Origin of the sequence: Paraburkholderia sp. HP33-1 (assembly GCF_021390595.1) — a bacterium.
Classification (GTDB): Bacteria; Pseudomonadota; Gammaproteobacteria; order Burkholderiales; family Burkholderiaceae; genus Paraburkholderia.
The window spans coordinates 18,056-44,610 of the sequence record NZ_JAJEJR010000002.1 but is presented as its reverse complement, the minus strand read 5'-3'; the positions used below and the strand labels follow the sequence as shown (position 1 = coordinate 44,610).

General features: G+C 62.2%; 27 protein-coding genes. 17 read left to right on the top strand and 10 right to left on the bottom strand.

Going from position 1 to position 26,555, the window contains the following annotated elements:
* Positions 1-286: 286 nt before the first annotated feature.
* Both L0U81_RS16250 and L0U81_RS16245 read left to right on the top strand, forming a co-directional pair.
* The gene (locus L0U81_RS16250; RefSeq protein WP_233804481.1) at positions 287-1,036 is read left to right on the top strand and encodes a DNA/RNA non-specific endonuclease; all 750 of its coding nucleotides are present in this window, start codon (positions 287-289) and stop codon (positions 1,034-1,036) included.
* Positions 1,029-1,289, top strand: coding sequence for a hypothetical protein (locus tag L0U81_RS16245; protein WP_233804479.1), 261 nt, complete (start codon positions 1,029-1,031; stop codon positions 1,287-1,289). The genes L0U81_RS16250 and L0U81_RS16245 overlap by 8 nt, the downstream gene beginning before the upstream one ends.
* 125 nt (positions 1,290-1,414) lie before the next feature.
* On the opposite strand, the gene L0U81_RS16240 is transcribed toward L0U81_RS16245, so the two are convergent.
* Positions 1,415-3,280 carry a tannase/feruloyl esterase family alpha/beta hydrolase gene (locus tag L0U81_RS16240; protein WP_442793422.1) on the bottom strand — a complete coding sequence of 622 codons (1,866 nt, stop codon included), beginning with the start codon at positions 3,278-3,280 and terminating at the stop codon, positions 1,415-1,417.
* A 238-nt stretch (positions 3,281-3,518) separates the two neighbouring features.
* A complete protein-coding gene (locus L0U81_RS16235) occupies positions 3,519-3,974 on the bottom strand; it encodes a hypothetical protein (RefSeq protein WP_233804477.1) in 456 nt (151 codons plus the stop codon).
* 242 nt (positions 3,975-4,216) lie between these two features.
* Here L0U81_RS16235 and L0U81_RS16230 point away from each other — a divergent pair, with 242 nt between their 5' ends.
* The 7 genes from L0U81_RS16230 (at position 4,217) to L0U81_RS16200 (ending at position 10,148) form a co-directional block, all read left to right on the top strand.
* A complete protein-coding gene (locus L0U81_RS16230; protein ID WP_233807768.1) occupies positions 4,217-5,332 on the top strand; it encodes a SpoIIE family protein phosphatase in 1,116 nt (371 codons plus the stop codon).
* Positions 5,333-5,344: 12 nt separating this feature from the next.
* The gene (locus L0U81_RS16225; protein WP_233804475.1) at positions 5,345-5,908 is read left to right on the top strand and encodes a SiaB family protein kinase; all 564 of its coding nucleotides are present in this window, start codon (positions 5,345-5,347) and stop codon (positions 5,906-5,908) included.
* Between the two features lie 19 nt (positions 5,909-5,927).
* On the top strand, positions 5,928-6,323 hold the full coding sequence (locus L0U81_RS16220) for a DUF1987 domain-containing protein (protein WP_233804473.1): 396 nt from the start codon (positions 5,928-5,930) through the stop codon (positions 6,321-6,323).
* Position 6,324: 1 nt separating this feature from the next.
* Positions 6,325-7,050, top strand: a complete 726-nt coding sequence (locus L0U81_RS16215; protein WP_233804471.1) for a GGDEF domain-containing protein — start codon at positions 6,325-6,327, stop codon at positions 7,048-7,050.
* Positions 7,051-7,061: 11 nt separating this feature from the next.
* Complete coding sequence (locus L0U81_RS16210; protein ID WP_233804469.1) at positions 7,062-9,056, top strand: putative bifunctional diguanylate cyclase/phosphodiesterase; 1,995 nt, start codon at positions 7,062-7,064, stop codon at positions 9,054-9,056.
* A 148-nt stretch (positions 9,057-9,204) separates the two neighbouring features.
* On the top strand, positions 9,205-9,588 hold the full coding sequence (locus L0U81_RS16205; RefSeq protein WP_233804468.1) for a hypothetical protein: 384 nt from the start codon (positions 9,205-9,207) through the stop codon (positions 9,586-9,588).
* A 242-nt stretch (positions 9,589-9,830) separates the two neighbouring features.
* Entirely contained in the window at positions 9,831-10,148 is a 318-nt protein-coding gene (locus tag L0U81_RS16200; protein ID WP_233804466.1) for a hypothetical protein, read from the top strand.
* On the opposite strand, the gene L0U81_RS16195 is transcribed toward L0U81_RS16200, so the two are convergent.
* Entirely contained in the window at positions 10,145-10,852 is a 708-nt protein-coding gene (locus tag L0U81_RS16195) for a Crp/Fnr family transcriptional regulator (RefSeq protein ID WP_233804464.1), read from the bottom strand. The genes L0U81_RS16200 and L0U81_RS16195 overlap by 4 nt on opposite strands.
* A gap of 100 nt (positions 10,853-10,952) precedes the next feature.
* Here L0U81_RS16195 and L0U81_RS16190 point away from each other — a divergent pair, with 100 nt between their 5' ends.
* Positions 10,953-11,492 (top strand): Mpo1 family 2-hydroxy fatty acid dioxygenase, encoded by a 540-nt coding sequence (locus L0U81_RS16190; protein WP_233804462.1) that lies wholly within the window; start codon positions 10,953-10,955, stop codon positions 11,490-11,492.
* 14 nt (positions 11,493-11,506) lie between these two features.
* Here L0U81_RS16190 and rarD read toward each other — a convergent pair whose 3' ends face one another.
* Positions 11,507-12,403, bottom strand: coding sequence for an EamA family transporter RarD (rarD, locus tag L0U81_RS16185; RefSeq protein ID WP_233804461.1), 897 nt, complete (start codon positions 12,401-12,403; stop codon positions 11,507-11,509).
* A 551-nt stretch (positions 12,404-12,954) separates the two neighbouring features.
* Here rarD and egtD point away from each other — a divergent pair.
* Positions 12,955-13,938 (top strand): L-histidine N(alpha)-methyltransferase, encoded by a 984-nt coding sequence (gene egtD / locus L0U81_RS16180; protein WP_233804459.1) that lies wholly within the window; start codon positions 12,955-12,957, stop codon positions 13,936-13,938.
* 93 nt (positions 13,939-14,031) lie between these two features.
* Here egtD and L0U81_RS16175 read toward each other — a convergent pair whose 3' ends face one another.
* Entirely contained in the window at positions 14,032-14,325 is a 294-nt protein-coding gene (locus L0U81_RS16175; RefSeq protein ID WP_233804458.1) for an acylphosphatase, read from the bottom strand.
* 138 nt (positions 14,326-14,463) lie between these two features.
* On the opposite strand from L0U81_RS16175, the gene hpnA reads away from it, so the two are divergent.
* Positions 14,464-15,474, top strand: a complete 1,011-nt coding sequence (gene hpnA / locus L0U81_RS16170) for a hopanoid-associated sugar epimerase (RefSeq protein WP_233804456.1) — start codon at positions 14,464-14,466, stop codon at positions 15,472-15,474.
* 99 nt (positions 15,475-15,573) lie between these two features.
* Positions 15,574-16,116, top strand: a complete 543-nt coding sequence (locus L0U81_RS16165) for a hypothetical protein (RefSeq protein ID WP_233804454.1) — start codon at positions 15,574-15,576, stop codon at positions 16,114-16,116.
* Positions 16,117-16,164: 48 nt separating this feature from the next.
* Here L0U81_RS16165 and L0U81_RS16160 read toward each other — a convergent pair whose 3' ends face one another.
* Together L0U81_RS16160 and L0U81_RS16155 are read right to left on the bottom strand one after the other, a co-directional pair.
* Positions 16,165-17,337, bottom strand: a complete 1,173-nt coding sequence (locus tag L0U81_RS16160; RefSeq protein WP_233804452.1) for a glycosyltransferase — start codon at positions 17,335-17,337, stop codon at positions 16,165-16,167.
* A 6-nt stretch (positions 17,338-17,343) separates the two neighbouring features.
* Positions 17,344-17,568 (bottom strand): hypothetical protein, encoded by a 225-nt coding sequence (locus tag L0U81_RS16155; protein ID WP_233804450.1) that lies wholly within the window; start codon positions 17,566-17,568, stop codon positions 17,344-17,346.
* Between the two features lie 305 nt (positions 17,569-17,873).
* Here L0U81_RS16155 and ispH point away from each other — a divergent pair, with 305 nt between their 5' ends.
* Both ispH and hpnH read left to right on the top strand, forming a co-directional pair.
* A complete protein-coding gene (gene ispH / locus L0U81_RS16150; RefSeq protein WP_233804448.1) occupies positions 17,874-18,818 on the top strand; it encodes a 4-hydroxy-3-methylbut-2-enyl diphosphate reductase in 945 nt (314 codons plus the stop codon).
* Positions 18,819-18,828: 10 nt separating this feature from the next.
* Positions 18,829-19,983 carry an adenosyl-hopene transferase HpnH gene (hpnH, locus tag L0U81_RS16145; RefSeq protein WP_233804446.1) on the top strand — a complete coding sequence of 385 codons (1,155 nt, stop codon included), beginning with the start codon at positions 18,829-18,831 and terminating at the stop codon, positions 19,981-19,983.
* Between the two features lie 135 nt (positions 19,984-20,118).
* Here the strand turns inward: hpnH and L0U81_RS16140 are convergent, their stop codons facing one another.
* Positions 20,119-20,721: an MlaC/ttg2D family ABC transporter substrate-binding protein gene (locus L0U81_RS16140; RefSeq protein ID WP_233804444.1), complete on the bottom strand. Its 603-nt coding sequence runs from the start codon at positions 20,719-20,721 to the stop codon at positions 20,119-20,121.
* A 215-nt stretch (positions 20,722-20,936) separates the two neighbouring features.
* Between L0U81_RS16140 and L0U81_RS16135 the strand changes: the two genes are divergently transcribed.
* Positions 20,937-23,558 (top strand): MMPL family transporter, encoded by a 2,622-nt coding sequence (locus tag L0U81_RS16135; protein WP_233804443.1) that lies wholly within the window; start codon positions 20,937-20,939, stop codon positions 23,556-23,558.
* Complete coding sequence (locus tag L0U81_RS16130) at positions 23,555-24,580, top strand: MlaA family lipoprotein (RefSeq protein WP_233804441.1); 1,026 nt, start codon at positions 23,555-23,557, stop codon at positions 24,578-24,580. The genes L0U81_RS16135 and L0U81_RS16130 overlap by 4 nt, the downstream gene beginning before the upstream one ends.
* A 145-nt stretch (positions 24,581-24,725) precedes the next feature.
* Here L0U81_RS16130 and L0U81_RS16125 read toward each other — a convergent pair whose 3' ends face one another.
* Complete coding sequence (locus tag L0U81_RS16125; RefSeq protein WP_233804439.1) at positions 24,726-25,226, bottom strand: DUF3828 domain-containing protein; 501 nt, start codon at positions 25,224-25,226, stop codon at positions 24,726-24,728.
* A 582-nt stretch (positions 25,227-25,808) separates the two neighbouring features.
* On the bottom strand, positions 25,809-26,552 hold the full coding sequence (locus L0U81_RS16120) for a phosphorylase (protein WP_233804437.1): 744 nt from the start codon (positions 26,550-26,552) through the stop codon (positions 25,809-25,811).
* Between the last annotated feature and the right edge of the window lie 3 nt (positions 26,553-26,555).

Below are 26,555 nucleotides of genomic sequence, written 5' to 3'. Positions count from 1 at the left end.
TCGAAACTTCCGGCTCGTACGCGAACAAGATATTCACTCGCAAATCCGTTTGCGCGCCAGCGAACATAACGGATAACGCAATATCGCAACGCTTAAGATCTTCTTAAGATTGCGTGCGTACAGTCGGAAGTCCACGCATTCGGGTCGCTGCAAAGCGGCCCACTTTTTTGCCCGGCGCACGCCGCTTCTTCCCTTTCCGTCTCCCTCTCCTCGATTCGCATTGTGCTGTCGCTCGATGCGGGCCGCGACGCTATACTTTCGCCCCCATCCATCGAACCACCGACCTATGAATAAGTGGCTTGCCTGTCTGTTGTTCGCCGTGGCCGCTCACGCGAGCGCGGCGTCTTCCTGCACCCAGTTCACGCCGAATGCGCAATGGCCCGTCCTGACCAATCAGAAGATGGCGCCGAAAACGCGCCTGCTTTGCTATAGCGATTTCGCGGTGCTGCATTCGGGTATCACGCACGGGCCGCTGTGGTCGGCCGAGCATCTGACGCGCGAGCACATCGAGGAAGCGAAGGACATGGTGCGCACCAACAAGTTCTTCGAAGACGCGCGTCTGCCCGAAGGCGAAGGCGCGACACTCGCCGACTACAAGCGCAGCGGCTTCGACCGCGGTCATATGAGTCCAGCGGGTAATCGCTGGAACGATGAGGCGATGGCGCAATCGTTCTCGCTCGCGAACGTCGTTCGGCAAGACCGTCAGAACAACCAGCGATTGTGGGCACGCATAGAATCCGCGGTGCGCAAGATCGCGCTCGCCGACGACGACACGTACGTCGTCACCGGACCGCTATTCACCGGCCAGCAGTTGCAGACAATCGGACCGACGCGCGTCTTCGTGCCGACCCAGTTGTACAAGGTCGTCTATGTGCCGTCGCGTCAACTGGCATTCGCAGTCGTGGTTGATAATGTATCGACCAACCGCTACGACATGCGCACGATTCACGAACTCGAAGCGATCTCGGGCATCCGTTTTCCGGGCATTCCGGATCACCTCAAGGACCAGCGGCCAGGAGGACTCAAAGGTGTTTAAGCCCTATGCGAACGATGATGACGTGCTCAACATTCAGGGCGATGCGCTCACGCTCAGCAACGGCACCACCCGTGTCGTGCTGAACGGCACGCTCGAATTGACGCGCGATCAGCGCGGATTGAAGGCGGCGCTCGCACTCAAGGAAGCGCTCGATGCGATTGTCGCGAGTCTGCAGGCGCAAGCGGATTTGCCGGTGAAGGTGAAGGACGAGCCGAACGAAAAGCCGGGTGTCGTGCGAAACCCGTTTCAATAGTCGGGCTCGCCGGCGTTGCATTTGCACAACCTGCCTCATTTTCCTGCGCCTGAATTAAATGCGCCGATCTCCTCAGGATCGGCGCATGTGCAGCAGGAACTGCAGTCAGTCTTGCAAAAGCCGCTTTACTTGCCAGCGTCGTCGCCCCAGTGGCTAGAGACCTTGCGGTAGTCGCTCCAGTTGTTGCCGCCCTTGCAGATCAGCTCCGAGCCCTGGGCCTGGCACCAGGCCTCGTAACCCGGCGAGTAGAGCCACTCTCCGATCCAGTGCTGATTGACGTGCGGGTCGTAGCTCGGCATATCGGCAACGAAGTTGGCGGCGTCGTCCGTGCTGCCCGACCCCGTGTAACGTGCCACGGCCGGATACGGGAACACCGGGCGCGTCCGTGTCGTCTGACCGCTCGAGTCAATGATCGATGCGACGATCTTGCCCGGCTTCGTGCCAGTCTCCGTCCACGCCATCACCGACGTCACGATGTCGAACGTGTTCGGGCCATCGCCGCCGCCGCAGTGCGCGACGCCAGGGAACAGATAGAGACGCGTGAATTGGTCGACCTTTTCGGTGCCCATCACGTTTTTCATCTGCTCGTAGTACTCGATCGTGCCCTCCGGCGTGATGTGCTGGTCTTCGAGGCCATGCCACAGGATCAGCTTGCCGCCACGACGGGAGAATGGGCTCAGATCCGGATCGGTTGCGGCGAGATAGCTCGACGTCGGTATAGTCTTCATGAAACCGTCGATCGTGAACTTGAGGTCGCTCAGTGTTGCGGTAGGCGTCGAGCCGTTGAAATAGTCGAGGTACTTGAGGAACGGCAGAACAAAGTTGATGGATCCGCTCGGCCCCGCATCGGTCGCCGGCACAAACAGGCTCCAGTTCAGCTCCCCGCCCCATTCGCGTGAGATCGGCTGCTCGAGATGAACACCGTTCGAATCGATCGCCCCGTCGTGGATCGCGCGCACGACGCCCACTTCCGCTGGAGAGAGGCAAGTGGATGAAGCCTGGCCTTTCGCACACAACATCGTCGCCGGATCGAAGTGGCAGACTCGCGGATTGTCGATCACACCATCGGTCACACCATCGAGGCTGTCGCACGCGTTCAATACTGCGGCGTGGATCAGCGGCAGCTTGCTCGCCAGCAGAATGTACTTGCCGGTGTTCGGATCGACGTTCATCGCGGCGGGCCAGCCGTGATGGATCGTGTTCTGGACAATGAGGTCGTTGGCCGGCGCGCCGGCGACGATGCCGTCGAAGTCGTCCGGAAAACGTTGCGCTTCCATCAACGCCTCGCGGCCGCCATCCGAGCAGCCGTCGAAGTACGAGTACTTCGCTGGCCGCGCGTAGAACTTGTTGATGATCGCTTTGGACACCTGCGCAGTGGCGTGCTCGCCGCGATACGCGAAGTCGATCTTGGCCTGCGGATTCAGCGCCCACGAGCCGTCGTTCCCGCCTTCATGACCCATGTCGGTCGCGGCCATCGCGATTTGCCCGTCAGTGACCGGTACGCACGTCGAAGCCATCGGCGCATTGATTGACAGGTTGCCGCACAGGCCGCCACAGCCGGCCTGCAGGTAGCGCTGCGTCCAGCCTTGCGTCGGCAACTGCAACTCGAACGACGACGCGCCGGGCCCGATCGTGCCCTTCACGTCGCACACGGCTGAAGGCAGTGTGTTTTTTCCTACAACGGTCCCTGCCGGAAGCACCGTCGCGGATGTAATCGTGACCGTACCGTCGGTCACGCCACTGAGATCCATGCTCAGCACCGCGGCGCAGTTCATTGCAGGCATAACTGCCGGGAGGTTGGCCAACCCGCCAGCGTTGGCCGCACTTGTATTGAACGGCACACCGATCATCATCATCAGAGCGGCAGCTCCGATCAGTTCGGCCAATGATCGACCACCCGTGGCCCACTGAACGCACTTCGCATTTCGCAAGGCTCGCTTCGCGAATCGCAAACCTCGTGTCACCCATCCTGTTGCGAAAAGTACAGGCATCTTTGTCTCCTGTCGTTGTCGTTGTCGTCGATTGGATGCGGGCGGACACTGTCATCGCCGCAGGAAGTGGGACCGCGAAAAACGCATCGCAATCGACCTCGATGCGCGCGTTCCAATATAGGCGGCAAGCCTGCGAGAAAGAAGGAGCAGCACCGTTGACACGGCATAACTAACCATCAGCTATCCGAAACTTTTCATGTGCCTCGTCAAATTGCGGATCGGACACGAGCCTCACCATTCATTTACAAAAGATATAAAAATCAATGGTGTAGATTGATTTTTCCGACGAATCGCCGAGGCGGACCGAGCGATGCTGCGGTTGCCGCTGCATGTCAAGGCGATAAGAAAAATAGATTGGATTGCTCAACTTTCGCAACCGATGACCATCCGAAATGTGCGCGTTCCCATTCATCTCATAGGCGACTGCCACGGTCCCGTGGCGGAGCTTGCCTGCGCCGTCAATGCGGCAAATCGCGGCGGCGCGCGGATCAAAGGCGCGCGACTCGGCGGCATGCGCTCCATTCTTCGATGGTTCATCGCGATTGGACCAACAAGCGGATTTGCCGTCGAAATTGAAGAACGAGCCGGATGCCGAACCGGGGGTCGTGCAGAATCCGTTCCAATAATCGGGCTCGCCGGCGTTGCATTTGCGCAACCTGGCGAATCCCCGTTTTTCCTCAAATTGGTCACGCAAACCTTTGCGTGACCGCCTGTTTTCCAATCCCACGCCAATAGAGCGGATCGCCCTCCCTCTGTCACATAATGTTCATGGAGAAACCTTAGCGTGCGAGGTTTCTTCATACATCGACTGGCGTCGCCATGCATCCAGCGTTCTCGAGGTTTCACCGTTCTTCGGCACAGGGGAATCCACGCACTGCCGGAGATTTGTGCCAGGAGGTTCCATCGGTAGACGTTGAGGATCCCAACTCGGTGGTCATGGAGATCTTTACAGCGCGCCGCGACATGCAGAGTCTCGCTGTCATCGATGATCACCGTCCCATCGGCCTGATCAACCGCGATATTTTCATGTCGCAAATGAGCAGGCCTTTTCATCGAGAGCTTTACGACAAGAAAAGCTGCATCGCGTTCATGGACAAGGAGCCGCTCATCGTCGATGCCGACGTGAGCATCGAAGCGCTGACGTTCAGGACTGTCGAGGCGGGAGAAAAGGCGCTGGTCGATGGTTTCATCGTGACACGTGAGGGACGCTTCTCGGGCCTGGGCAGCGGTCTTCAGCTCATCAGCGCGGTGGCGGAAATGCAGGCGGAGAAGAACCGCCAGATCATGCAGAGCATCGAGTACGCCAGCGTGATACAGCGCGCCATGTTGCGTGCTTCCAGCGAGACGTTGTCGATGAAGCTGCGCGACGCGGCGATGGTCTGGGAACCTCGCGACGTCGTCGGCGGCGATTTCTATCATTTCGCGGCGTTTCCGAGCGGCTGGTTTGGCGCCGTCGCCGATTGCACCGGGCATGGCGTTCCCGGCGCCTTCATGACCTTGCTTGCTTCGGCGTCACTGTCGAAGGCGCTCGAACAGATCGGTCCGCGCGACCCGGCCGCTCTCCTCGCGGCCGTCAATCGAAACGTCAAGGGCCTGTTGGGACAAGTGAACGGTGCCGGCGAAGGTACCCAATCCAACGATGGTCTGGATACAGCACTCTTCTGGTTCGATGCCAGCGAGAGCGTGTTGCACTTTGCCGGCGCGAGGATCGCAATGCACATCCTGTCGCCCGACGCCGCACAGTTCGAAACCATCGGAGCCGACCGGATGGGTGTCGGCTATGTGGACAGCCGCGCCGACTATGCATGGAACCTGCGCTCGATTCCGGTCACGGCGGGTAGCCTGCTCTTTATCTACACCGATGGGCTCGCCGATCAGATCGGCGGCCCGCGCAACATTTCTTTCGGCCGGCGCCGTGCGCTCGAGCTGATCGTCGAACACCGCGCCGGAACCCCGGCGACGATCTGCGAGCGCGTCCGGCTCGCGCTTGCGCAATGGCAAGGCAATCAATCACGCCGTGACGACGTCACGCTTTTCTGTGCCCGCATTTAGTGAACTCCCAGAATGTCCCAACTACTCGAACAAGACAGCGCCTTTTTCGAACTCGCGCAGCGACGCAACGTGCTCTTCTATCACAAGGGCTACTTCTCCCATAACATCGTCGCATCCATGGGCGAGGTCGTGAAGCTGCAGCTGGAGGTCGCGGGCGTGAGCGGTCCTACCCGCCGAAAGCTTTTCTCATCCTTTATCGAGCTGTCGCAGAACATCGTTCACTACTCGGCAAATGCTTTGGAGCCCGGCGGCGAAGCGGCAGGCGCGATACGCGAGGGCGCGGTATGCATCTCGAGGCACGGCGAGCATCACATGATGTTGTGCGTGAATCCCATCGCAACTGCCGAGGTCGAAGGTCTGCGCAGCAAGCTGGAGCCCCTGCGCAACATGTCTCTCGAAGAAATCAAACAGGCGTACAAGGTGACATTGCGCGCCGACGCTCCGAAAGACAGCAAAGGCGCCGGCCTCGGCTTCCTGACGATGGCGCGCGATGCGAGCGCGCCACTTGAATTCGCTTTTCATCCGCGTGCCGACGAACCCGAAACCACGCTGTTTTGCCTCATGGCCATCATCTGAGCAGGAAGGCGCACGAACTATGGAAAACCTATACATCCCCGCGACGACCACGTCGCCTGAAGTCGATTTTCGCTTCGACCAGCACGCGTTGTTGATCAAGGGTGAGTCTTACCCTGAAAACGCAGCCGCCTTTTACGCACCGATCATCGAGCAGATGCGCAGATACCTCGCCGATAACGCTGGGGCCGAGATCACCATCGACGTCGCGCTGACGTATTTCAATAGCTCGAGCACCAAGATGCTGTTCAGCATCTTCGACGCACTGGATCAGGCGGCGCAATCCGGAAGCCGCGTGTTGATGAACTGGTATCGCGACGAGGAAGACGAAACCATTGCCGAATTCGGCGAAGAGCTGAAAGCCGACTTCCGCGCGATCGAGTTCACCGATCGTCCCATCACGCAGCAGGGACGATAAGGTGCGCTCGACATCTTCCCGTGACGTGTCCCCGGGGGGCGCGCCCGATCTCTTCCAGAACGAAAGCTCGGCGCTGGACAAAGCTCGCGCCATGCATTCGATCATCGATGCCGATGCTCAGGAGTATCGCGAGTCGTTGGGCGAACTGATCGAGCACTTCCAGCGCCTGATGCGCGAAACACGGCGGCTGATCGGCCGTAGCGACCGCGCCGAACGCGAGATGCAGGCGCTGGCCCAGCAGCTGGCGTATCGCGCATCGCACGACGCGTTGACCGGCGTACTGAACCGTAGTGCAGTGATCGAGCGGACCACAAAAGTCTTGCGCACGAGCAGCGCGGTCATGATCATCCTGGACATCGACGAGTTCAAACGGATCAACGACGACTACGGCCACCCCACTGGAGACGCGGTCATTCTGGGTGTCGTCGATTGCCTGCGGAGAATCGTGGGCGAACAAGGCTTCATCGGACGAGTGGGTGGCGAGGAGTTCACCGTGCTGCTGCCCGGTCATGATCCGGCCAGTGGCGCCCTTCTCGCCGAGCGTATGCGCGAGGCGATCAGCGACTCGCTGGTCGTTGCGCCGGTCGATCGCCGCATCACGGCCAGCTTTGGAGCCAGCATCAACGAAATCGGAACCGGCTTCGACACCGCATATGGCCTCGCCGATGCGGCTCTTTACCGCGCCAAGCGAGGCGGGCGCAACCGCGTGGAATTTGCCGATCGATAGGCGGACGACCCTTGGGACAGGAAGCAACGCGCAAAGCCGGTACGGTCATAGCCGTGATGGCCATTCTCGCCGTGATAGCGACGAGTACCTTCCTCGCAATCCGCCAGAGCAGCGAGCAGGACAGTTCGCTTCGAACGATCCAGGCTTCCGGGCGCCTGCGTCACGACCTCGATCAGGTTCAGCAAGTCATGCTCGACGAGCATGCGACTCTCTACACCTCGATAGCAACGGTGCCATTCTACAAACGCGCCGGCTATCGCTTTCCGATGCTGGAGCTGCTCGCATTGACGCGGGATGCACGCGAAAGTTGCAGCGAGAATCAGGAATGTGTCTCACGACTGTCGGACCTGGACGACATGATCGGCAGACTTAGCGAGCTGAGCTTTGGGCTTGCGCGCAGGATTGACGAACAACCCGGCAGCGTGGCAGTGGGCGACCCCCGACTCGAGGAAATCGACGCGTATTTCTATAGCGTTCTCGAGCGAGTCATCGACGTACGACTTGCGGCCGACGCCAAGGTCGCATCAGTCGTCAGCAAATCCTCGCTCGATGCCAAGTGGTTCACGCGCATGCTGCTGAGCTGCGGCGTCGCATCGGCCTTGCTGCTGCTTTCGCTGATTCACTGGAATGGGCGGATTGGAGCGCATCTTCGTCGCTCGCTCAGAAGTCTGGAGCATCAAGCCAGATACGATGCCTTGACTGATCTGCCGAACCGGGTGCTGCTCGACGAACGTCTTTCAGAATCGCTAGTACGCGCAGCAGCTACCGGCCAGAACGTGTCTGTCCTCTTCCTGGATCTCGATCGCTTCAAGGACGTCAACGACTCGCTTGGACACCGCATTGGCGATCTGCTGCTAAAGGCCGTGGCGCGCAGGCTTCAGCGTCTGATGCACGCAACGGATTTCGTCGCGCGCTACGGGGGCGACGAATTCGTTATCGTCGCCGAACGGGCCGACGCGAGGGAACTCACCGAGATGCTCGACAGGCTCATTCACGAGATGAGCGAGCCGTATAGCATCGGCGAGCACGAGCTTTACCTTGAAGCAAGCATCGGTGTCAGCACGTTTCCACAAGATGGAGCCAAGCCGGATCTGCTGACGCGAAACGCGGATGCGGCGTTGTACGTGGCCAAATCGCGCGGGCGAAACGGATACCAGTACTACGAACCGGAACTGAGCCGCGCCGCAGCCGAGAAGTTGCGGCTCACGACGCGACTGCGGCGCGCGGCGAAAGCCAATGAGTTGTATCTGGCGTATCAGCCGCAGGTCGACATGCAAACCGGACGCATCGTCGGTGCCGAGGCACTGTTACGGTGGCACGACGAGGAACTCGGTGAGGTCTCGCCGGCCGTATTCATTCCGCTTGCAGAAGAAACCGGTCTGATCCAGAACATCGGCACGTGGGTATTGCGGCAGGCGTGCCTGCAGGCGAGCGCATGGGTACGCTCAGGCCTTCCCCCGGTGCGCATATCGGTCAACGTTTCGCCACTTCAACTCGAGCGCGCGGACCTTCCAGGCGTAGTGCGCTCAGCGCTTCATGATGCCGATTGGCCCGCCGAACTGCTGGAACTCGAAGTCACCGAGGGCACGTTGATGCGCAACGCGGAAGAAGCGCAACGGGCTTTTCGCGAACTGCGCGAGCTTGGTGTATCGATCGCTATCGACGATTTCGGCACGGGTTATTCGAGCCTGAGCTATCTGAAACGCTTTAGCGTCGACCGCATCAAGATCGATCGCGCGTTCGTCTGCGAAATCGGCAGAGACACGGAACTCGAAGCGCTCTCGCTGGCCATCATCGCGATTGCTGAAACGCTGAGCTTCGATGTCGTCGCCGAAGGCGTAGAGCTCGATGTCCAGCGCGAGTTTCTGGTCCGCCACGGATGCACGGTCGCTCAAGGGTTCCTGTTTAGCCGGCCGGTCTCGCCCGAAGCTTTAGCGCAAATTCTTGGGAAGACCGCGGTCGAGCCGTCATTGAGCGTGGCGCCCATCCGGGGCTTTGCATTTTGAGTTCCGACATGTATCCGCGCTGACGCACTAGTTACGTTTTGTCACCAGCGCAGCGTCAACTTCTGTATTCCGCCTCACGTTAAACCGGCAGCGCTGAAATAATTCAGCCGCGACAAACGAATCCACCGATTCAACAAGGAGTCACACCATGAAGACGCTTTTCGCCGCTGTTGCTTCCGCTCTGCTCGTGTCGACCGCATTTGCCCAAACGGCCGCACCGACTGCCGCACAACCTGCACAACCCGCGCAAGCCACGCAGATGCCGGCCGCCGGCCAAGCGAATCTGAAGGCGAACACCGCGGTACAAGCTGGCGCGACGAAGGACAGCGCGACCACGAAAGCGCCTGCCGAAGCCACCAAGCAGAAGCACGTGAAGAAGATCTCCGCCCATACGAAGAAGACCCACAAGTCCGCCAGCAAAAACGCCGTCGAAACGAGCGCCGCGAAGTCTAAAACGGAGAGCGCGAAAGAGGCCAGCACGACCCCGGCTAAAGCCGACGGCGCACAAACCGACACGACCAAAACGCAATAACACGTGATCGGTTCCGGCGCTGACCGGCCCTGCAGGTGCTATTCAAATAGAAGTTGATCGAAGCCGGGTTGTGCCGTTCGGGAGGGCGAGTCTTGTGACTCGCCTTTTTTTCTGCGCGGCAAGTACTTCCCTGGCGTATCTTTTTGCCGACATGTACGCGAATTTTTGCACCGTCTTTACTCGCGGGCGTTTACTCTGGAATCGTTCCAATTCACCATCGCGTCACAGCAACGCCACATCACATGGCTCTCACGCAATCGCTCGACAAGCTTTCGCCGCAACCGGCCAGCAGACAGGTTCAACGCAACAACGTCATTCCGTTTCCGTCAGCGCGCGCGCTTCTGCTCGTGACGCTGCCGCACGCCCAGCTGCGCGCACTGCTTCGTTCGCCGCTCGGCGTCTATGTCGTCAACACGCAAGCCGTGCGCGAAGAAGTTCGCGTACAGCTCGACATCGCGCGCGAAGATCTCGACTTTACGTTGCATACGTTGCTCGCGACGTTACCCGTCGGGACGATCGGCCCGTTGAAGCGCCGCATCAGCCACGCAAGCGCGCACTAATCGCGCTCGGCCAGCGCCTCTTCACGCAGCTTGTCCGCATCGACGATTTCGATCTCCGCATAGCGCAGCTTCAACGCGCCCTGGATCTCGAAGTGCTTGAGCACCTGGTTGATCGTCTGCCGCGACAACGCGAGCATCATCGCGAGATCTTCCTGCGGCACCTTCAGCACGCTTCGCAATGCGCCGGGTTCGCCATAGCCGCCCGCCATCAGTAACAGGCGCCGCGCGACACGCGGCGCGGCGGGCAGGAGCGCGGCTTCCTCGATCGCCTCGAACGCGAGACGCAGCTTGTGCGTGAGCAGCAGACCGAACGCATGCCAGTAAGCCGGCGTGCGCTCGAGCAACGCGGCGAGCGCCGCGCGCGGCACATGAAACAGCGCGCAATCGCGTTCGGCATAGGCGTCGTGGGTTCGCGAACGATTGTCGAACAGCGTGATCTCACCGAACCAGTTCACCGGCTCGATCACCGCGAGCAATACTTCCTTGCCCGTCGAACTCGCCGCGCCGATTCTGACGAGACCGTCGAGCACACAGTAGAGACCGTCGTCGGCATCGCCTCGCGTGAAAAGCCGCTGCCCGGCCGCGAGACATTCGACGCGCCCCGCGTCGAGCAACTGCATCCGCAGATCGGCCGGAGCAGCGCGAAACCACGCGCTGCGTGCGAGCAGCGCGGCCAGCTCATTCGATGAAAAACGCTCTGTCATGGAAGGCATTCGTGCGCGATCGTCGCTGATTGTCGGCTACCCGATGGTTTGAAAATCCGTTGTCCGCGATTATGCTGACTTTGAAACAGGAGCGGCATTGATGAGAACGCTGACCCAGCAACTGACGCAATACGCGGCCTACCATCGCGACCGGCGCAATATCGCCACGCACTTCGTGGGAATTCCGATGATTGTGCTGGCGCTGGCGGTGTTGCTGAGCCGCCCGTCGTTTGGCGCCGCGACGTTTCCGGTCACGTTGTCGCCAGCGTGGCTGTTGTTCGTCGCGGCGACCGTCTACTACCTCGCGCTCGACGTGCCGCTCGGCGTGATGATGGCCTGCGTCTCGGCGCTATGCGTCGCGTTCGGCGAGTGGATCGCCGCGCAAGCGACGCTCGTGTGGCTCGCGACCGGCATTGGGCTCTTCGTGGTCGGCTGGGTGTTCCAGTTCATCGGTCACGTCGCGTACGAACACCGCAAACCAGCCTTCGTCGACGACGTGATCGGCCTGTTGATCGGCCCGCTATTCGTGCTCGCCGAAGCGCTATTCGGTATCGGCTGGCGCCCCGAACTGCGCAATGCGATCGATGCGCAAGTGGGGCCGACGCGCATCAATCCACAGCGAACCGAAGCGCATCGCTGAGCGAGCGCCGCCGCTCAATTCGACGCGAACCGAACGAAGCGCACGCTGTGCAGCGCGGTCAGCGCGACGGCGATCCAGATCGGCACATAGGTAGCGAGTTGCGCGGCACTCAGCGTTTCACGCAGCAGCGTGATCGACACGAACACGAGCAGCACCGGCTCGACGTAGCCGAGAATGCCGAACAGCGCGACCGGCAGCAGACGGCTCGCCTTCAGATACGAAGCGAGTGCGAGCGTGCTCAACGCGCCGAGGCCCGGCAACAGCAACCACCACATTTGCGCGCGTCCGGCGATCGCTTGCAGCGAACCGCCGCTGAGAATGCACACGACGGCCACCGGCAGCAGCAGCACCATTTCGACGGTGAACATCGCGAGCGAATCCTGGTTGATCCGACGACGCAGCACGAAATAAGGCGGATAGCCGAGCGCGACGACGAGCGTTGGCCACGAGAACGCGCCCGTCACCCACAGCTCGTGACCGACACCAGACGCCGCACACGCGACCGCGAGCCACTGCAACCCGTCGAGTCGCTCGTGATAGTGGAAGCGCCCGACCAGCACCATTACGAGCGGCAGCAGGAAGTAGCCGAGCGACACTTCGAGCATGCGCCCATGCAGCGGCGCCCACAGAAACAGCCATAGCTGCACGCCGAGCAGGCCCGCAGACATGACCATCGCGGCGGCGAGCTTCGGCTGCGTCATCATTTGGACAACGAGCGTGCGCAGAATCGGCAGACGCCTGCGTACGGCGACGAGCAGCAGCGCGCCGGGCACGGTCCACACGATGCGCCACGCGAAGATGTCGAGTCCCGTGAGCGGCTTGAGCAGAGTCGCGTAAGCGGACAGTAACGCGAACATCGCCGACGCACCGACCGACAAGGCGATGCCGCGCCTGAAGTCGTGGTGGTTCATTGCGCGCTCCGCGATCGGCGCGACGTCTGGGCTTGCAGCGCGCGACCCAGGCTCGCGGCGTTCGTTATCTTCATGAATGTGATGGCTCGTGAGCAGGCGGGCAAGGAGGCAGACGCTGCGTATGGGTTCTGAGGCGGCGGCACAAACGGGGGAAATCGGGCATTCTAGACGGGATATTCGCAAACCGGTCTGCGCTTTTTCGTCGATCGGCTGCAATTAGTCGTGCGCATCGCGCGTCGATGCACTAGAACATAACTTCATGTGCCGCGGCCGGCGAATCCCGTTCTGGTTCGTCATCGCCTCGTGCGCGAATCTTGCTACGAAGCTTTGCCCGCTGTGGCCGCATCACTCGCGACAACGACAGCCACAGTGGCACGAAACGAGCAGTACCCCCGAGCCGGGTCGGCGAATGAAGCTCTGAGCGTAGTCTTGGAGGCCACCATTAACCGACGCCCGCGCATCTCGCCCACGGCATGCCTGGACCGCGTTTTATCGCGCATGCCACCGCCCGGCAGCAATCCCGCTCATCGAATGTGACTACTGGAGCAAGCATGACCCAGCCAGCTCTATCGCTCAGCAACTCGCCTTCCGAACTGCGCCGCGCCTTCGCCGCCGAAGTGTCCGCCGGCCTCACCCACACGCCACAAAAAGAGCTGCCGTCGAAGTATCTGTATGACGAGGTCGGCTCCGCTCTTTTTGAAGTGATTACCGTATTGCCCGAATACGGCGTCACGCGCGCCGAAGAACGGCTGCTCGCGAAGCATGCGGCCGAAATCGTCGAGCATCTGCCGCATGACGTGACGGTCGCCGAACTCGGCAGCGGCAGCGGCCGTAAAACGCGGCGCATTCTCGAAGCGCTGTGTAAAAAGCGCCCTACTTCCTATTGCCCGATTGAAATTTCGCGCAGCGCATTGCAGTTGTGCCGACGCGAACTCGGCGACATCGAGCGGATTTCGATCGTCGGTTATGAGCGCGACTATCTGGCCGGTCTCGCCGAAGTGAGCCGGCAGCGTGCGCCCGGCGACCGCTTGCTCGTGCTGTTTCTCGGCAGCACGATCGGCAACTTCGGGCGGCTCGCGGCAACGCGCTTTCTGCGCGACATCCGCAACATGCTCGCGCCCGGCGACGCGTTGCTGCTCGGCACCGATCTGATCAAACCGACGCCGGTGCTGATCGCCGCCTACGACGATGCGGTCGGCGTGACCGCATCGTTCAACCTGAACCTGCTCGCGCGGATCAACCGCGAGCTCGACGGCGACTTTCCGCTCGAAGCGTTTGAGCACGTCGCGCGCTTCAATCCGGACGCGCGCAGCATCGAGATGCATCTGCGCGCGAAGCGCGATATCACCGCGCACGTGCGCGCCGCGCAACTGACGGTGTCGCTCAAGGAAGGCGAGACGATCTGGACCGAAAGCAGCCACAAGTATCGCGCGGAGGAATTGCCCGCGATCGCCGGCGATGCCGGTTTCGTGTGCAGCCATCAGTGGATCGAGGATGATTGGGGATTCGCGGAGAGTTTGCTGGTGGCGCGGTAAGCGCTGAGAACGCAGCCAATGCGGCTTCAACGACAAAGCGGCGCGCCTTCCTCTGGATGGCGCGCCGCTTTCTTTAACTCGCGTGGTTCAAGCTCAATGCTGCTCGAACCGTTCGTACCGCTTTTCTGTCGCGCGCTCCTCGCCGCTCACCTCGGTCACGCGCGCCGCCGGGGGTCCGTGACGCAGCCACGACAGCATCCGGTCGATCTGATTGGCCGGTCCCTGCAACATCGCTTCGACGGAACCGTCGTCGCGATTCGCGACCCATCCCTTGATGCCCAGCGCGTGCGCCTGGCGTACCGTCGCGTGGCGAAAGCCGACGCCCTGCACAATGCCGCGCACCCGCGCGTAATACGTTTCGATCCGCTCGTCCAGATCCGGGGCCATGCCACTACCTCCTCTTGATGCCTCACAGTCTTTCAAGCCGGCATTCTAGTCGCGTCGCGGCGAGCGTGCTCGACAACGCCCATCCGTTGCGCGCGCCACGTACAATCCGTCGACCTTCATGCAGGAAATGGACACAGAATGACCGAACAGAATCGCGATCTCGTGCTCGTGACCGGCGCGTCCGGCTTCGTGGGCTCGTCGGTGGCGCGCATCGCGCAGAACAAGGGATTCCGCGTGCGCGTGCTGGTGCGCGCGACGAGTCCGCGCAAGAACGTCGAGTCGCTCGATGCGGAAATCGTCGTCGGCGACATGCGCGACGAAGCGTCGATGCGCAACGCGCTGAGCGGCGTACGCTATCTGCTGCACGTGGCCGCCGATTATCGGTTGTGGGCACCGGACCCCGGCGAAATCGAGCGCGCGAATCTCGAAGGCACCGAGGCGACGATGCGCGCGGCGCTGAAGGAAGGCGTCGAGCGCATCGTATACACGAGCAGCGTCGCGACGCTGAAGGTGACGAACTCCGGCCAGTCCGCCGACGAAACCTCGCCGCTTCGCGCCGACCAGGCAATCGGCGTCTACAAGCGCAGCAAGGTGCTCGCCGAGCGCGCGGTCGAGCGCATGATCGCCGAAGACGGCCTGCCCGCGGTGATCGTCAATCCGTCAACACCGATCGGCCCGCGCGACGTGAAGCCGACGCCGACCGGGCGCATCATTCTCGAGGCGGCGCTCGGCAAGATCCCCGCATTCGTCGATACGGGCCTGAACCTCGTCCATGTCGACGACGTCGCCGCCGGCCATTTCCTCGCACTCGAACGCGGCAAGATCGGCGAGCGCTATATTCTCGGCGGCGAAAATCTGCCGCTGCAGCAGATGCTCGCCGATATCGCCGCGCTGACCGGCCGCAAGGCGCCCACGCTGAGTCTGCCGCGCTGGCCTTTGTATCCGCTCGCAATGGGTGCGGAAGCGCTCGCCAAGTTCACGAAGCGCGAACCGTTCGTCACCGTCGACGGACTGAAGATGTCGAAAAACAAGATGTATTTCACGTCGGCGAAGGCTGAGCGCGAGCTCGGATATCGCGCGCGGCCTTATCGTGAGGGTCTCGCCGATGCGCTCGAATGGTTCCGTCAGGCGGGCTATCTGAAGGGCTGAACAGCGGCCGTAAGCATTTTGTTACAAGTCCTGGGCCGCCGACGGGTCCACGCCAGCGCGCAGCAGGTAAAATCGCGGGTCCTACCAGAGAAACCTCGCATGAATCTTCACGAACAGCTCGGCGCGCTGGAAATGGGCGTCGATCAGCTCATTCAGGCTGTCGTGGCCACGCAGGCCGAAAACAAACCCGAGACAAGCACTGACGCGGCGACATCGCCCGCAACGGTGGAGCATGCCGCGCATGACGCAGCGGCAGACGCGGCGGCGCAAGCGCACGCGAACACCGAAACGAACGTTGCGCCGGCCGCCCAGCAATTCCAGCCGACGCTCCAGATCGATCGCCCCGCGCGCGACGAAATCACGATGACGATCGGCAACCAGACCGTCGCGCTGCGCCCGGAACAGATCAGCCGGCTGGTCGAGGAACTGTCGAACGCGCGTGCTTCGATGACGCCGGAGCAGCCGCAGGGCATCCCCCCGGGCTGGCAATTCGTATCGACGAAGAATCCGATGATGGCCGTGCAGAAGCAGTCGAACGGCGACCGCCTGCTCGTGATGCGCCACACCGGTCATGGCTGGGTGCCGTTCACGTTCTCGCCCGACATCGTGATCCAGATGTACATGATGCTGACGAATGCGTGATGTAAAGCGCGTGATGTAAAAAAAGCGGCGTACAGCCGCTTTTTTGTTTCAACGCTCCTGCACCGGCGCTTGCACGCGCGCCTTCCACTGCCCGCCCTTGCCACGCCAGTAACGCACCGCCGACGCGAACGTCGCGCCGACATAGAACAACGCAACGAGCGGCAAAAACGGCGCCCACAGCGGCGAGCGCCGGTAGTAGACGAGCATCGGCGCATACGCGCAGCACATCGCCGCCCATGCGAGCCAGGCCGGCCAGCCGAGCGGCCCGAGAATCAAGGCCGCGACCGGCGGCAGCAGATAGATGATCGCCATGCCTAGAAGCGTGCCCGCGAGCAGCAGCGGCGAGTAGCGCAGCTGCGTGAACGCTGTGCGCGCAATCATGTTCCAGATATCGCGCCAGCTATCGTAGGGACGCAGCGACACGCTCTTCGCCGCCACGTCGAGCCGGATCGGATGACGCCCGGTGCCGCGATGCTTGATGCGCGCGGCGAGGCTGCAATCGTCGATCAGCTCGGCGCGGATCGACTCGATGCCGCCCGCTTCCTCGAGCGCCGCGCGGCGCACCAGCATGCAGCCGCCCGCCGCGGCCGCGGTGCGATTGCGTGGATTGTTGACCCACGCAAACGGATACAGCTTCGCGAAGAAGAACACGAACGCAGGAATCAGCGCCTTTTCCCAGAACGAATCGCAGCGCAGCCGCACCATCAGCGAGACGAGGTCACGCTTTTCGGCATCCGCGCGAACGACCAGCTGCGCGAGCGCATCGGCGGGATGGCCGATGTCGGCATCGGTCAGCAACAGGAACCCGGCGGGCAGATCAAGCGTGCGCACCGCCTCGATACCCTGCGACTGCGCCCACACCTTGCCGGACCAGCCCGGCGGCAACGGCTTTGCGCTTAGCACCGTCAGACGCTCAGGGCATTGCAGCTGTAACGCGGCGGTACGCGCGGCGTCGGCGGTGCCGTCGGTGCTGTGATCGTCGACGACGATCACATGGAACGCGCCCGGATAGTCCTGCTTGAGCAGCGACGTGACCGCCTCGGCGATCACGTCGACTTCATCGCGCGCCGGCACGACGGCCGCGACGGCCGGCCATACTTCGCGCGACGCGATGGTGAGAGGCGCGGCGGGACGCGCACGCCAGAAGCCGCCGCGCGCGAACAGCAGCACGCACCAGATCAGCAGGGAAACACAGGAAAGAACGAACAGAACCGCCGCCATTAAGCATTACCCTCGATTGAGCGCGCCGCCACACCGACGCGTCTGGATAGTTGCATTGTCAGGGTGCGCGCCGCCACCACGCACCAGTCGAACAGATTGAGTACAGTCGCCTTCACCTGTGATATCAGCCGCAGTGCGCACTACCTGGTAGATAATATTGGCAGACTCGCGCAGCGCCTTCGGCAGCAACACGCTCGGGATTGGAAATTTTTCATGCTGATCGATATCCATCCAGCGAGCCTCGAAACCATTCTGTAATACAGCGCGCTGTGCACGCAGCAAGGATCGGTAGTTTAAGGGTTCCGCCGTGACGGTGCAGCCGCGGTCCTCTGCAAGGCTCAGCGGCTACGGCGGCCACCCCAGACAAGGGCCGGGCCAAAAAGCAAAGCGGCCCCGATAGCGTTAGAATGCGCGTTTAGTTTTGCTGTACCGGCCCGTCGCCGGGGCTCAAGACGTCAACTAATCAAGATGTGCGCGGCGATAAAGTCGGTTTCACGACTTCTTCGATACCCGCGTTAGTCGGAGTTCGCCTACTTATGCGAGTCATCCTTGCTCAGCCCCGCGGCTTTTGTGCGGGCGTTGTCCGCGCAATCGAAATTGTCGATCGTGCGTTACAGCAGCACGGCGCGCCCGTGTATGTCCGCCACGAGATTGTTCACAATCGGCACGTGGTCGACAATTTGCGCCAGAAGGGAGCGCGTTTCGTCGAGGAGCTCGATGAAGTGCCGCAAGGTGCCGTGGCGATATTCAGCGCGCATGGCGTCGCGCAAACCGTCGAGCTTGACGCGCAAGCGCGCGGCCTCGACGTGCTCGACGCGACCTGCCCGCTCGTGACCAAGGTGCACGTGCAGGGACGTCAGTACGTGGCCGCCGGCCGCACGCTGATCCTGATCGGCCACGCCGGCCATCCTGAAGTGGAAGGCACGATCGGCCAGATTCCCGGCGCGGTGCTGCTCGTGCAAAGCGAGACCGAGGTGGCGAAGCTCGACCTCGCGGTCGACACGCCGCTTGCCTACGTGACGCAAACCACGCTGTCGGTCGATGACACCCGCGGGATCATCGACGCGCTGCTGCACCGCTTCACTGACATCGTGGGCCCGGACACGCGCGACATCTGCTACGCGACGCAGAACCGCCAGGCGGCCGTGCGCGAATTGAGCAAGGAGGTCGACGTGCTGCTGGTCGTCGGCGCGACCAACAGCTCGAACTCGAACCGGCTGCGCGAAATCGGCACCGAGAGCGGCGTGGCAAGCTACCTCGTCGCCGACGGCTCCGAAGTAAAGCCGGAATGGTTCGCCAACGTGCGGACGGTCGGCATCACGGCCGGTGCGTCGGCACCGGAAGAGATGGTCGAAAACGTAATCGATGCGCTGCGCGCATTGGGGCCCGTCGATGTCACGACGATGGCGGGCCGTGAAGAGAAAGTCGAATTCAAGTTGCCATCGAAACTGATGCAACCACTCGCTGCACGCGAAGTTTAAGGAGGACGCCTTGTCTATTCCGCTGCTACAGAAAGTCCGCGTCGGCGCATACATCATGCGCCAGCATCTCTCCGGCAACAAACGCTACCCGCTCGCACTGATGCTGGAGCCGCTGTTTCGCTGCAATCTCGCCTGCAATGGCTGCGGCAAGATCGACTATCCGGATCCGATCCTGAATCAGCGCCTGTCGCTGGAAGAATGCCTGCAGGCCGTCGACGAATGCGGCGCACCGGTCGTGTCGATCGCGGGCGGCGAGCCGCTCCTGCACAAGGAAATGCCGCAGATCGTCAAGGGCATCATGGCGCGCAAGAAGTTCGTGTACCTGTGCACGAACGCGCTCCTGATGGAAAAGAAGATGGACGACTACGAGCCGAATCCGTACTTCGTCTGGTCGGTTCACCTCGACGGCGACAAGGAAGCGCACGATCACTCGGTCTCGCAGGAAGGCGTGTACGAGAAGGCCGTGGCCGCGATCCGCGAAGCGAAACGCCGCGGCTTCCGCGTGAACATCAACTGCACGCTGTTCAACGACGCGCAGCCGGAGCGTGTGGCGAAGTTCTTCGACACGCTGGGCCCGATGGGCGTCGACGGCATCACGGTGTCGCCGGGTTATGCCTATGAGCGCGCGCCGGACCAGCAGCACTTCCTGAACCGCGACAAGACCAAGCAGCTGTTCCGCGAAATCTTCAAGCGCGGCAACAACGGCAAGAACTGGTCGTTCAGCCAGTCGGCGATGTTCCTCGACTTCCTCGCGGGCAACCAGACCTACGAATGCACGCCGTGGGGCAACCCGGCGCGTACCGTATTCGGCTGGCAGAAACCTTGCTATCTGGTCGGCGAAGGCTACGTGAAGACCTTCAAGGAACTGATGGAAACCACGGACTGGGACAAGTACGGCACCGGCAACTACGAGAAGTGCGCGGACTGCATGGTCCACTGCGGTTTCGAAGCGACGGCCGTGATGGACACGGTTGCGCATCCGCTGAAGGCACTGAAGGTCAGCCTGCGTGGTCCTAAGACCACCGGCGCGTTCGCTCAGGACATCCCGCTCGACAAGCAACGTCCCGCCGAGTACGTGTTCTCGCGTCACGTCGAGATCAAGCTCGAAGAAATCACGCGCGCCGGCAAGGGCAAGAAGGTGGAGACCGCCACGGCGGCGCACTGATCGGTTTGACAGGATGGCGGCGCATGCCGCCTCTGCATTGCGCATCGTGGCTAGCGCGTGCGACATGAAAAAAGCGCGGTGGCCAATCAAGGCCACCGCGCTTTTTTTTGCCGATTAAGAGTTCTGTCGACCCGCTTACGCGCCGCGCGCATTGTGTTCGGTCAGGAATTTGATCAACCCATCGATGCCGCCTTTGTTGATCTGGTCAGCGAACTGCGTCTGATACACCTGGATCAGCCATGCGCCCATCATGTTGATGTCATAGATCTTCCAGCCGGACGGACCCTTGGTGAGCCGATAGTCGATCGCATCGTCGCCGCCTGTGCTGATGACGTGCGATTGCACGACGGCGTCGGTAGCGCCACTCGGCACGTTGGCCGGCGCGATCTGGAACCTCACGTCCTGGTCGCGCAGTTGTGAGAGCGATGCAGCATAGGTGCGCGTAAGCAGCAGCGTAAACTGCTCGTACAGCTGCTTCTGCTGCTCAGGTGTTGCGGTCGCCCAAGGCTTGCCGACCGCGATACGCGTGGTGCGCTGGAAGTCGGTGGAGGGTAGGAAATGCGTCTGGACGACCTGGGTGATCTTCGCCATGTCGCCGCCACGCGCCTGCGGATCGGCCTTCATTGCAGCCACTGTGCCCTGGACCGCACTTTTTACCACCGCGTCGGGCGCACTCTGAGCAAACGCCGCCGTGGAAACTACGGCCGCAGCCAGAAAAGCAGACAGATATCGTTTCATACGCTTGTCGTGATCTGAAAGAAGTAGTGCCGGCAGACCGCAGCCCCACGGCTAATCAGGAATAGACCAGTATAGCGGGGATTGCGTTCCCATCCGGGCCGGACGGACGGTCAGGAGCCGTACTTGCTACCGAAGTCGGGCTTGCTTGCCCGGCCTCTATATACTTATGCACCTTCGTCAAAAACAACACTCGTGATAAGGCCACGTCTGCCTAAATGCTGAAGCCATTTATCGTCCGTCTCGTCGCGTACTCGGTGCGTCATCCGCTGAGGATCATCGCGCTGTCGATCGTGCTCGCTGTCCTGAGCGGCGTCTACGTCGCGCATAACTTCAAGATCAACACGGACATCAGCCGTCTCATCGAGACCGACAAGCGATGGTCGGCACTCTCGAACGCGATCGACGCCGCCTTCCCCGAGCGCGGCGGCACTGTGCTGGTGGTGGTCGAGGCGCGCGCGCCCGAATTCGCCGACGCCGCGGCCAACGCGCTGACGGCCGCGCTCAAAGCCGATCCGAAGGAGTTCACCTCGGTCTCGCAGCCCTCCGGCGGACCGTTCTTCGAACACAACGGCCTGCTGTTTCCGTCCACCGACGAGGTGATGACCACCACGTCGCAACTCGTGCAGTCGCGCCCGCTAGTCAACACCCTTGCGCATGATCCGAGCCTGACCGGCCTCGCCGGCACGCTGACCACGACCCTGCTGCTACCGCTGCAACTCGGCCAGGTCAAACTCGCCGACATGAGCCGGCTGCTTGCGCAAAGCGCGAACACGCTCGATCGCGTGCTGGCCGGCCAGCACGCCGCGTTCTCATGGCGCGCGCTGGTCGACAAGGGCGTCGCCACCGATCCGGCGCGCGCGTTCATCGTCGTGCAGCCGGTCGTCAACTACGACGCCCTGGAGCCGGGCGCGAGCGCATCGAGGGCGATTCGCGCGACCGCGGTCTCGCTGAATCTCGAATCGCGCTACGGCGCGACGATCCGCCTGACCGGCGAGCAGCCGCTCGCGGACGAAGAGTTCGCGTCGGTACAGGACGGCGCGGTACTGAACGGCATCGGCACGTTCATCGTCGTGCTGGTCATTCTGTGGCTCGCGCTGCGCTCGGGCCGCATGATCGCGGCCGTGTTCATCACGCTGTTCGTCGGTCTCGCAATCACGGCCGCGCTCGGCCTGATGATGGTCGGCGCGCTCAACATGATTTCGGTTGCGTTCATGGTGCTGTTCGTGGGGCTCGGCGTCGATTTCGGCGTGCAGTTCGGCGTCAAGTATCGCGAGGAGCGCAACCGCGACGACCGGCTATCGGCCGCGCTGATGCACACCGCGCACAGCATCGGCGTGCCGCTCACGCTCGCGGCCGTTGCCGTCGCCCTGAGCTTCTTCTCGTTTCTGCCTACCGCGTATCGCGGTGTGTCGGAGCTTGGCCAGATCGCGGGCGTCGGCATGTTCGTCGCCTACTTCACGAACATGACGCTGCTGCCGGCGCTGCTGAAGGTCTTCAATCCGCCGGGCGAAGTCGCTTCCCCAGGTTTCAAGCAACTCGCACCCGTCGACGACTTCCTCGACCGCCATCGCAAGCCGGTACTGATCGGCACGCTGGTCGTCGTGCTCGGTGCAGTGCCGCTGCTCACGCACCTGCGTTTCGACTTCAATCCGCTGCATCTGAAGGATCCGCATACGGAGTCGTTGTCGACGTTGTTATCGCTGAAGGATTCGCCCGAAGCCGCGGTCAACAACGTGCAGGTGCTGGCGCCGTCGCTTGCCGACGCCGACAAGATCGCCGAGCGTCTGCGTAAGCTGCCCGAAGTGGGCAGCGTCAACACGCTGAGCACCTTCGTGCCGGCCGACCAGCAGCAAAAGATGATGCTGATCGCGAGCGCCGCGCAGCAGCTGCTGCCTGCGCTGCAACAGCAGCCGGCGCCGCAGGCCACCGACGACGTGCGCGTCGCCGCATTGAAGCGTGCGGCGAATCAGTTGTCGCTCGCCGCCGAAGACCATCCCGGACCGGGTGCGGCGGAAGCGCAGCACCTGTCGGCAACCTTGCAAAAGCTCGCCGCCGCCGACGCCGCCACGCGCAACCGCGCCGAAGTCGCGATGTCCGACACGCTGCGCATCGCGTTGAAGCAACTGGAGAACCTGCTGCAGCCGACGCAAATCACCCAGGACAACCTGCCCCCGGCCATCACCGCGCTGTGGATCGGCAAGGGCGGCCACGCGCTCGTCGATATCGCGCCGAAGGTGCCGCCCGGCGTCGATCCGAATGACGACCAGATGCTCGCCCGCTTCGCGCACGCGGTGAAGAACGCCGAGCCCGGCGCGATCGGCGGACCGATCTCGATCCTGCATTCGGCCGACACGATCATCAAGGCGTTCCTGCAATCAGCCGTCTACGCGATGCTGTCGATCTCGGTGCTGCTGTGGATCGCACTGCGCCGCATCAGCGACGTGCTGCGCACGCTGGTGCCCCTGCTCGTCTCCGCGCTCGTCACGCTCGAGCTGTGCGTGGTGTTCGGCATGCCGCTGAACTTCGCGAACATCATCGCACTGCCGCTGATGCTCGGCGTCGGTGTCGCGTTCAAGATCTACTTCGTAATGGCGTGGCGGCACGGCCAGACCGGCCTGTTGCAGTCGAGCCTCACGCACGCGGTACTGTTCAGCGCTGCGACAACGGCCACCGCGTTTGGTAGCCTGTGGCTGTCGCACCATCCGGGCACGTCCAGCATGGGTAAGCTGCTTGCGCTTTCGCTGGTCTGCACGCTGATCGGCGCGGTGGTTTTCCAGCCGGTGCTAATGGGCAAGCCGCGTCAACGTCTCGGGAAGCAAAAAGGAATTCGAGCATGAACCTGCGTAACACCGCGCTGGCGCTCACCGCCGCGGGTCTTGTTTCCGGTTGCGCGACTGCTCCCGATCGCAAGCCGGGCGATCCGTTCGAGCCGGTGAATCGGGTGATCTTCAATTTCAACGACGGAGTCGACCGCTATATCGCCACGCCGGTCGCGAAGGGCTACCAGAAAGTGACGCCCCAGCCGCTGCGCACGGCCGTGAGCAATTTCTTCTCGAATCTCGGCGACCTCACCAACGCCGCGAATGCGCTGCTGCAGCTGAAGATCACCGATGCGACCGAAGACATCATGCGCTTCGCGTTGAACTCGGTGTTTGGCATTGGCGGCCTGCTCGATTGGGCGACTCCGGCCGGGCTTCCCAAACATCATCAGGACTTCGGTCTGACGCTCGGGCATTGGGGCATTCCGTCGGGTCCGTATCTGGTGCTGCCGCTGTTCGGGCCGAGCACGGTGCGCGACGGCATGGGGATGGTGGTCGACGTGAAGTTCAACCCGCTGAACTACGTCGAACCCGCGACGCGCAATCCGTTGTACGTGCTGCAGTTCGTGAGCACGCGTTCGGATCTGCTCGGCGCGACCGACCTGTTGCAGCAGGCCGCGCTCGACAAATACTCGTTCGTCCGCGATGCCTATACGCAGCAGCGCCTCGCACGTTTGCGCGGCACGAGCAATGTCCCCGCGCCGCTGCCGAATTACGAAGATCAGGACGATCACGGCGCGCCGGGCCCGGGTGCGCCCGCGCCCGGTGCGCCGGCGGGTGGGCTGCCGAACTATTCCGATCCGGGTGATGCGGGCGAAGCGCCGAATGGCGCTTCGGGAGCGGGCGGCGCGGCGAAGGGTGCGCCGGGTGCGCTGCCGAATTACAACGATCCGGGTGAGTCCGCGCCGGCGCCCACCGGGGCTTCCGGCGACGCGCAAAACGCGCCCAGCGGGGATCTGCCGAACTACACCGATCCGGGCGACAGTGGTGCGGGCGCGACGCCAGCCGCGCCTGCTGTGCCGGCATCAGCCCCGCAATAGCACTCCAATCAGTCCGCCCTGAATAAGTTGTTTTGTCCGTCGTCGGCGTCAGACGACGGGCATTGTCAGATCGACAAAAACGATCAATGCGACAAGGACCAGGGCGGAAAAAAGCCCGCACTGGGCGGGCCGGTTCAGGAGGTCCCTAGTCTTTCGGGTCGTACTGGTGAAATCCCAAATACGCTTCTGTATCCTCCACCTTGACGATTCGCCAATGCCCGTTTTCCCTGGCGACGAACACCACGAGGTTCTGCCTGTCCTGTGGCTTCACTCCAAATGTCACCGCTATGACGGCTACCCCGTCGAGCATGATCGACGGATGCACGGTCAGGGTTTTGAGCCATATCTGTGGATCGAGGTCCTGGACGCGCGTAAAGTAATCGGTGTCTCCTGGCAAACGATTGTGCCTATAGTCGTCCCTCAGCGTATCTACCGTGTTTTTCGACACATAGCCGTAAATCGTGTCGTCCGTTAACTGAAAGTATCGAGAGTTTCGTGCATCCTGTTTTCCGACGTACCATGTGTAAAACGACTTGACGACCGCTTCAGGGGTGTTGGGCCCTGCTGCCAATGCAGGCCGCGTCACACCCAATGCGATAGCCAGCGTGGCGAATGCCAGTAAAAGGAATTTTTTCATTTCAGTCATGCCGGTACATTTTGTAGGCGGGTCGGTTCGCCCGATTTTCGGGACCGGGGTAAAAGCCGTGCATCTGCCTGAAGTCAGATATCCATATCCTCCCGTCAAACGTCGCCATATGTCCGGATGTGTGCGTGCCGGTTGCCTGAATGACCACAACATCACCAGCGTGCGGTTCGTCGGGCACCTCGTAGAAACCGGCACGAACAAGCGATGAACCATAATCTTTGGCCAGCCTGGTACGCGTTAGGTATATACCGCCCGCCTGAATGGCTTCTCGCGTGTACTGCGCGCATGCACTAATGCTGGTTGACCGTGCGTGCGATTGAAGGAAACGCACTGCAGCAACTTTGTCCCATGCCATGTTTATCAAACTCCGTAATACGGGGTTTGATCTTTATCGGCATCGTAAAAAGAAGTCGATTTTTGGTATGGGATTTGACCAAAATTTACATCGCGCGATCTCGCTTTATACAGATAGCATAATCCGCCCGTTCACCCCGATTCGCGCACGCCGCCTGCTGAATGACCGCCCGGCGCAATTGATTGCGCTGGGGCGGGGGTCTACGGGAGTTGGTGAGGGCTGGAGACTCAGGCAACGGCTTTCATCCGCAGCGCGCCGCCCTTCCCCAAGGCCCCGCGCGCCTGGACCAGCGTGGTCCGCGCGGCGCGCGCGTCGGCGGCGAGGCGCAGCAACGCGCCGAGTTGCGACGGCTGCCGCAGCAATTCGCGCAGAATCGGCGCGAGCGCGGTGCTGCCGTCGTCGCGCAAACCCGCCGTCGCGGCCGGTGGCAACGTGCGCCAGGCCGGATCGACGACCGCGCGACACACGGCGAACGGCAATCCGTGCGCGGCAGCAGTCGCGCCGGCGATGTGCGATTCCATGTCCACCGCGAGCGCACCGGTCGATTCATGCAGCGCACGTTTGTCTTCGGCGGTAACCAGCGGCGCGGCGACCGCCGCCATCGCGCCGCGATGCAGACGCGCCGCGAGCCCTTCGGCCGTTACGGCGGCGGCAATCCGCTCCGCCCATTGCCGATCGGTGTCGATGCGTCCGAACGGCCCGTGCACCGCATCTGCGACGATCAACGCCCCCGGCTCCAGGTCCGGCGCGAGCCCACCCGCCGTCCCGAAACTGACGATCCCCGCCGCGCCGCGAGCGACCGCCGCGTTCAACGCCCGCTCGAGCAGATCGGCGCGCGCCGCGTACACGACCTCGACGCGCTCGCTGCCGTCGCCGCGCGCGATGCGCGCCTCGAACGCCATGCCCGTCACGACGATCACCGGCAAGCTGCTATCGCCCGTCCCCACGGACGGCGTCATCGACACAGCCATCCG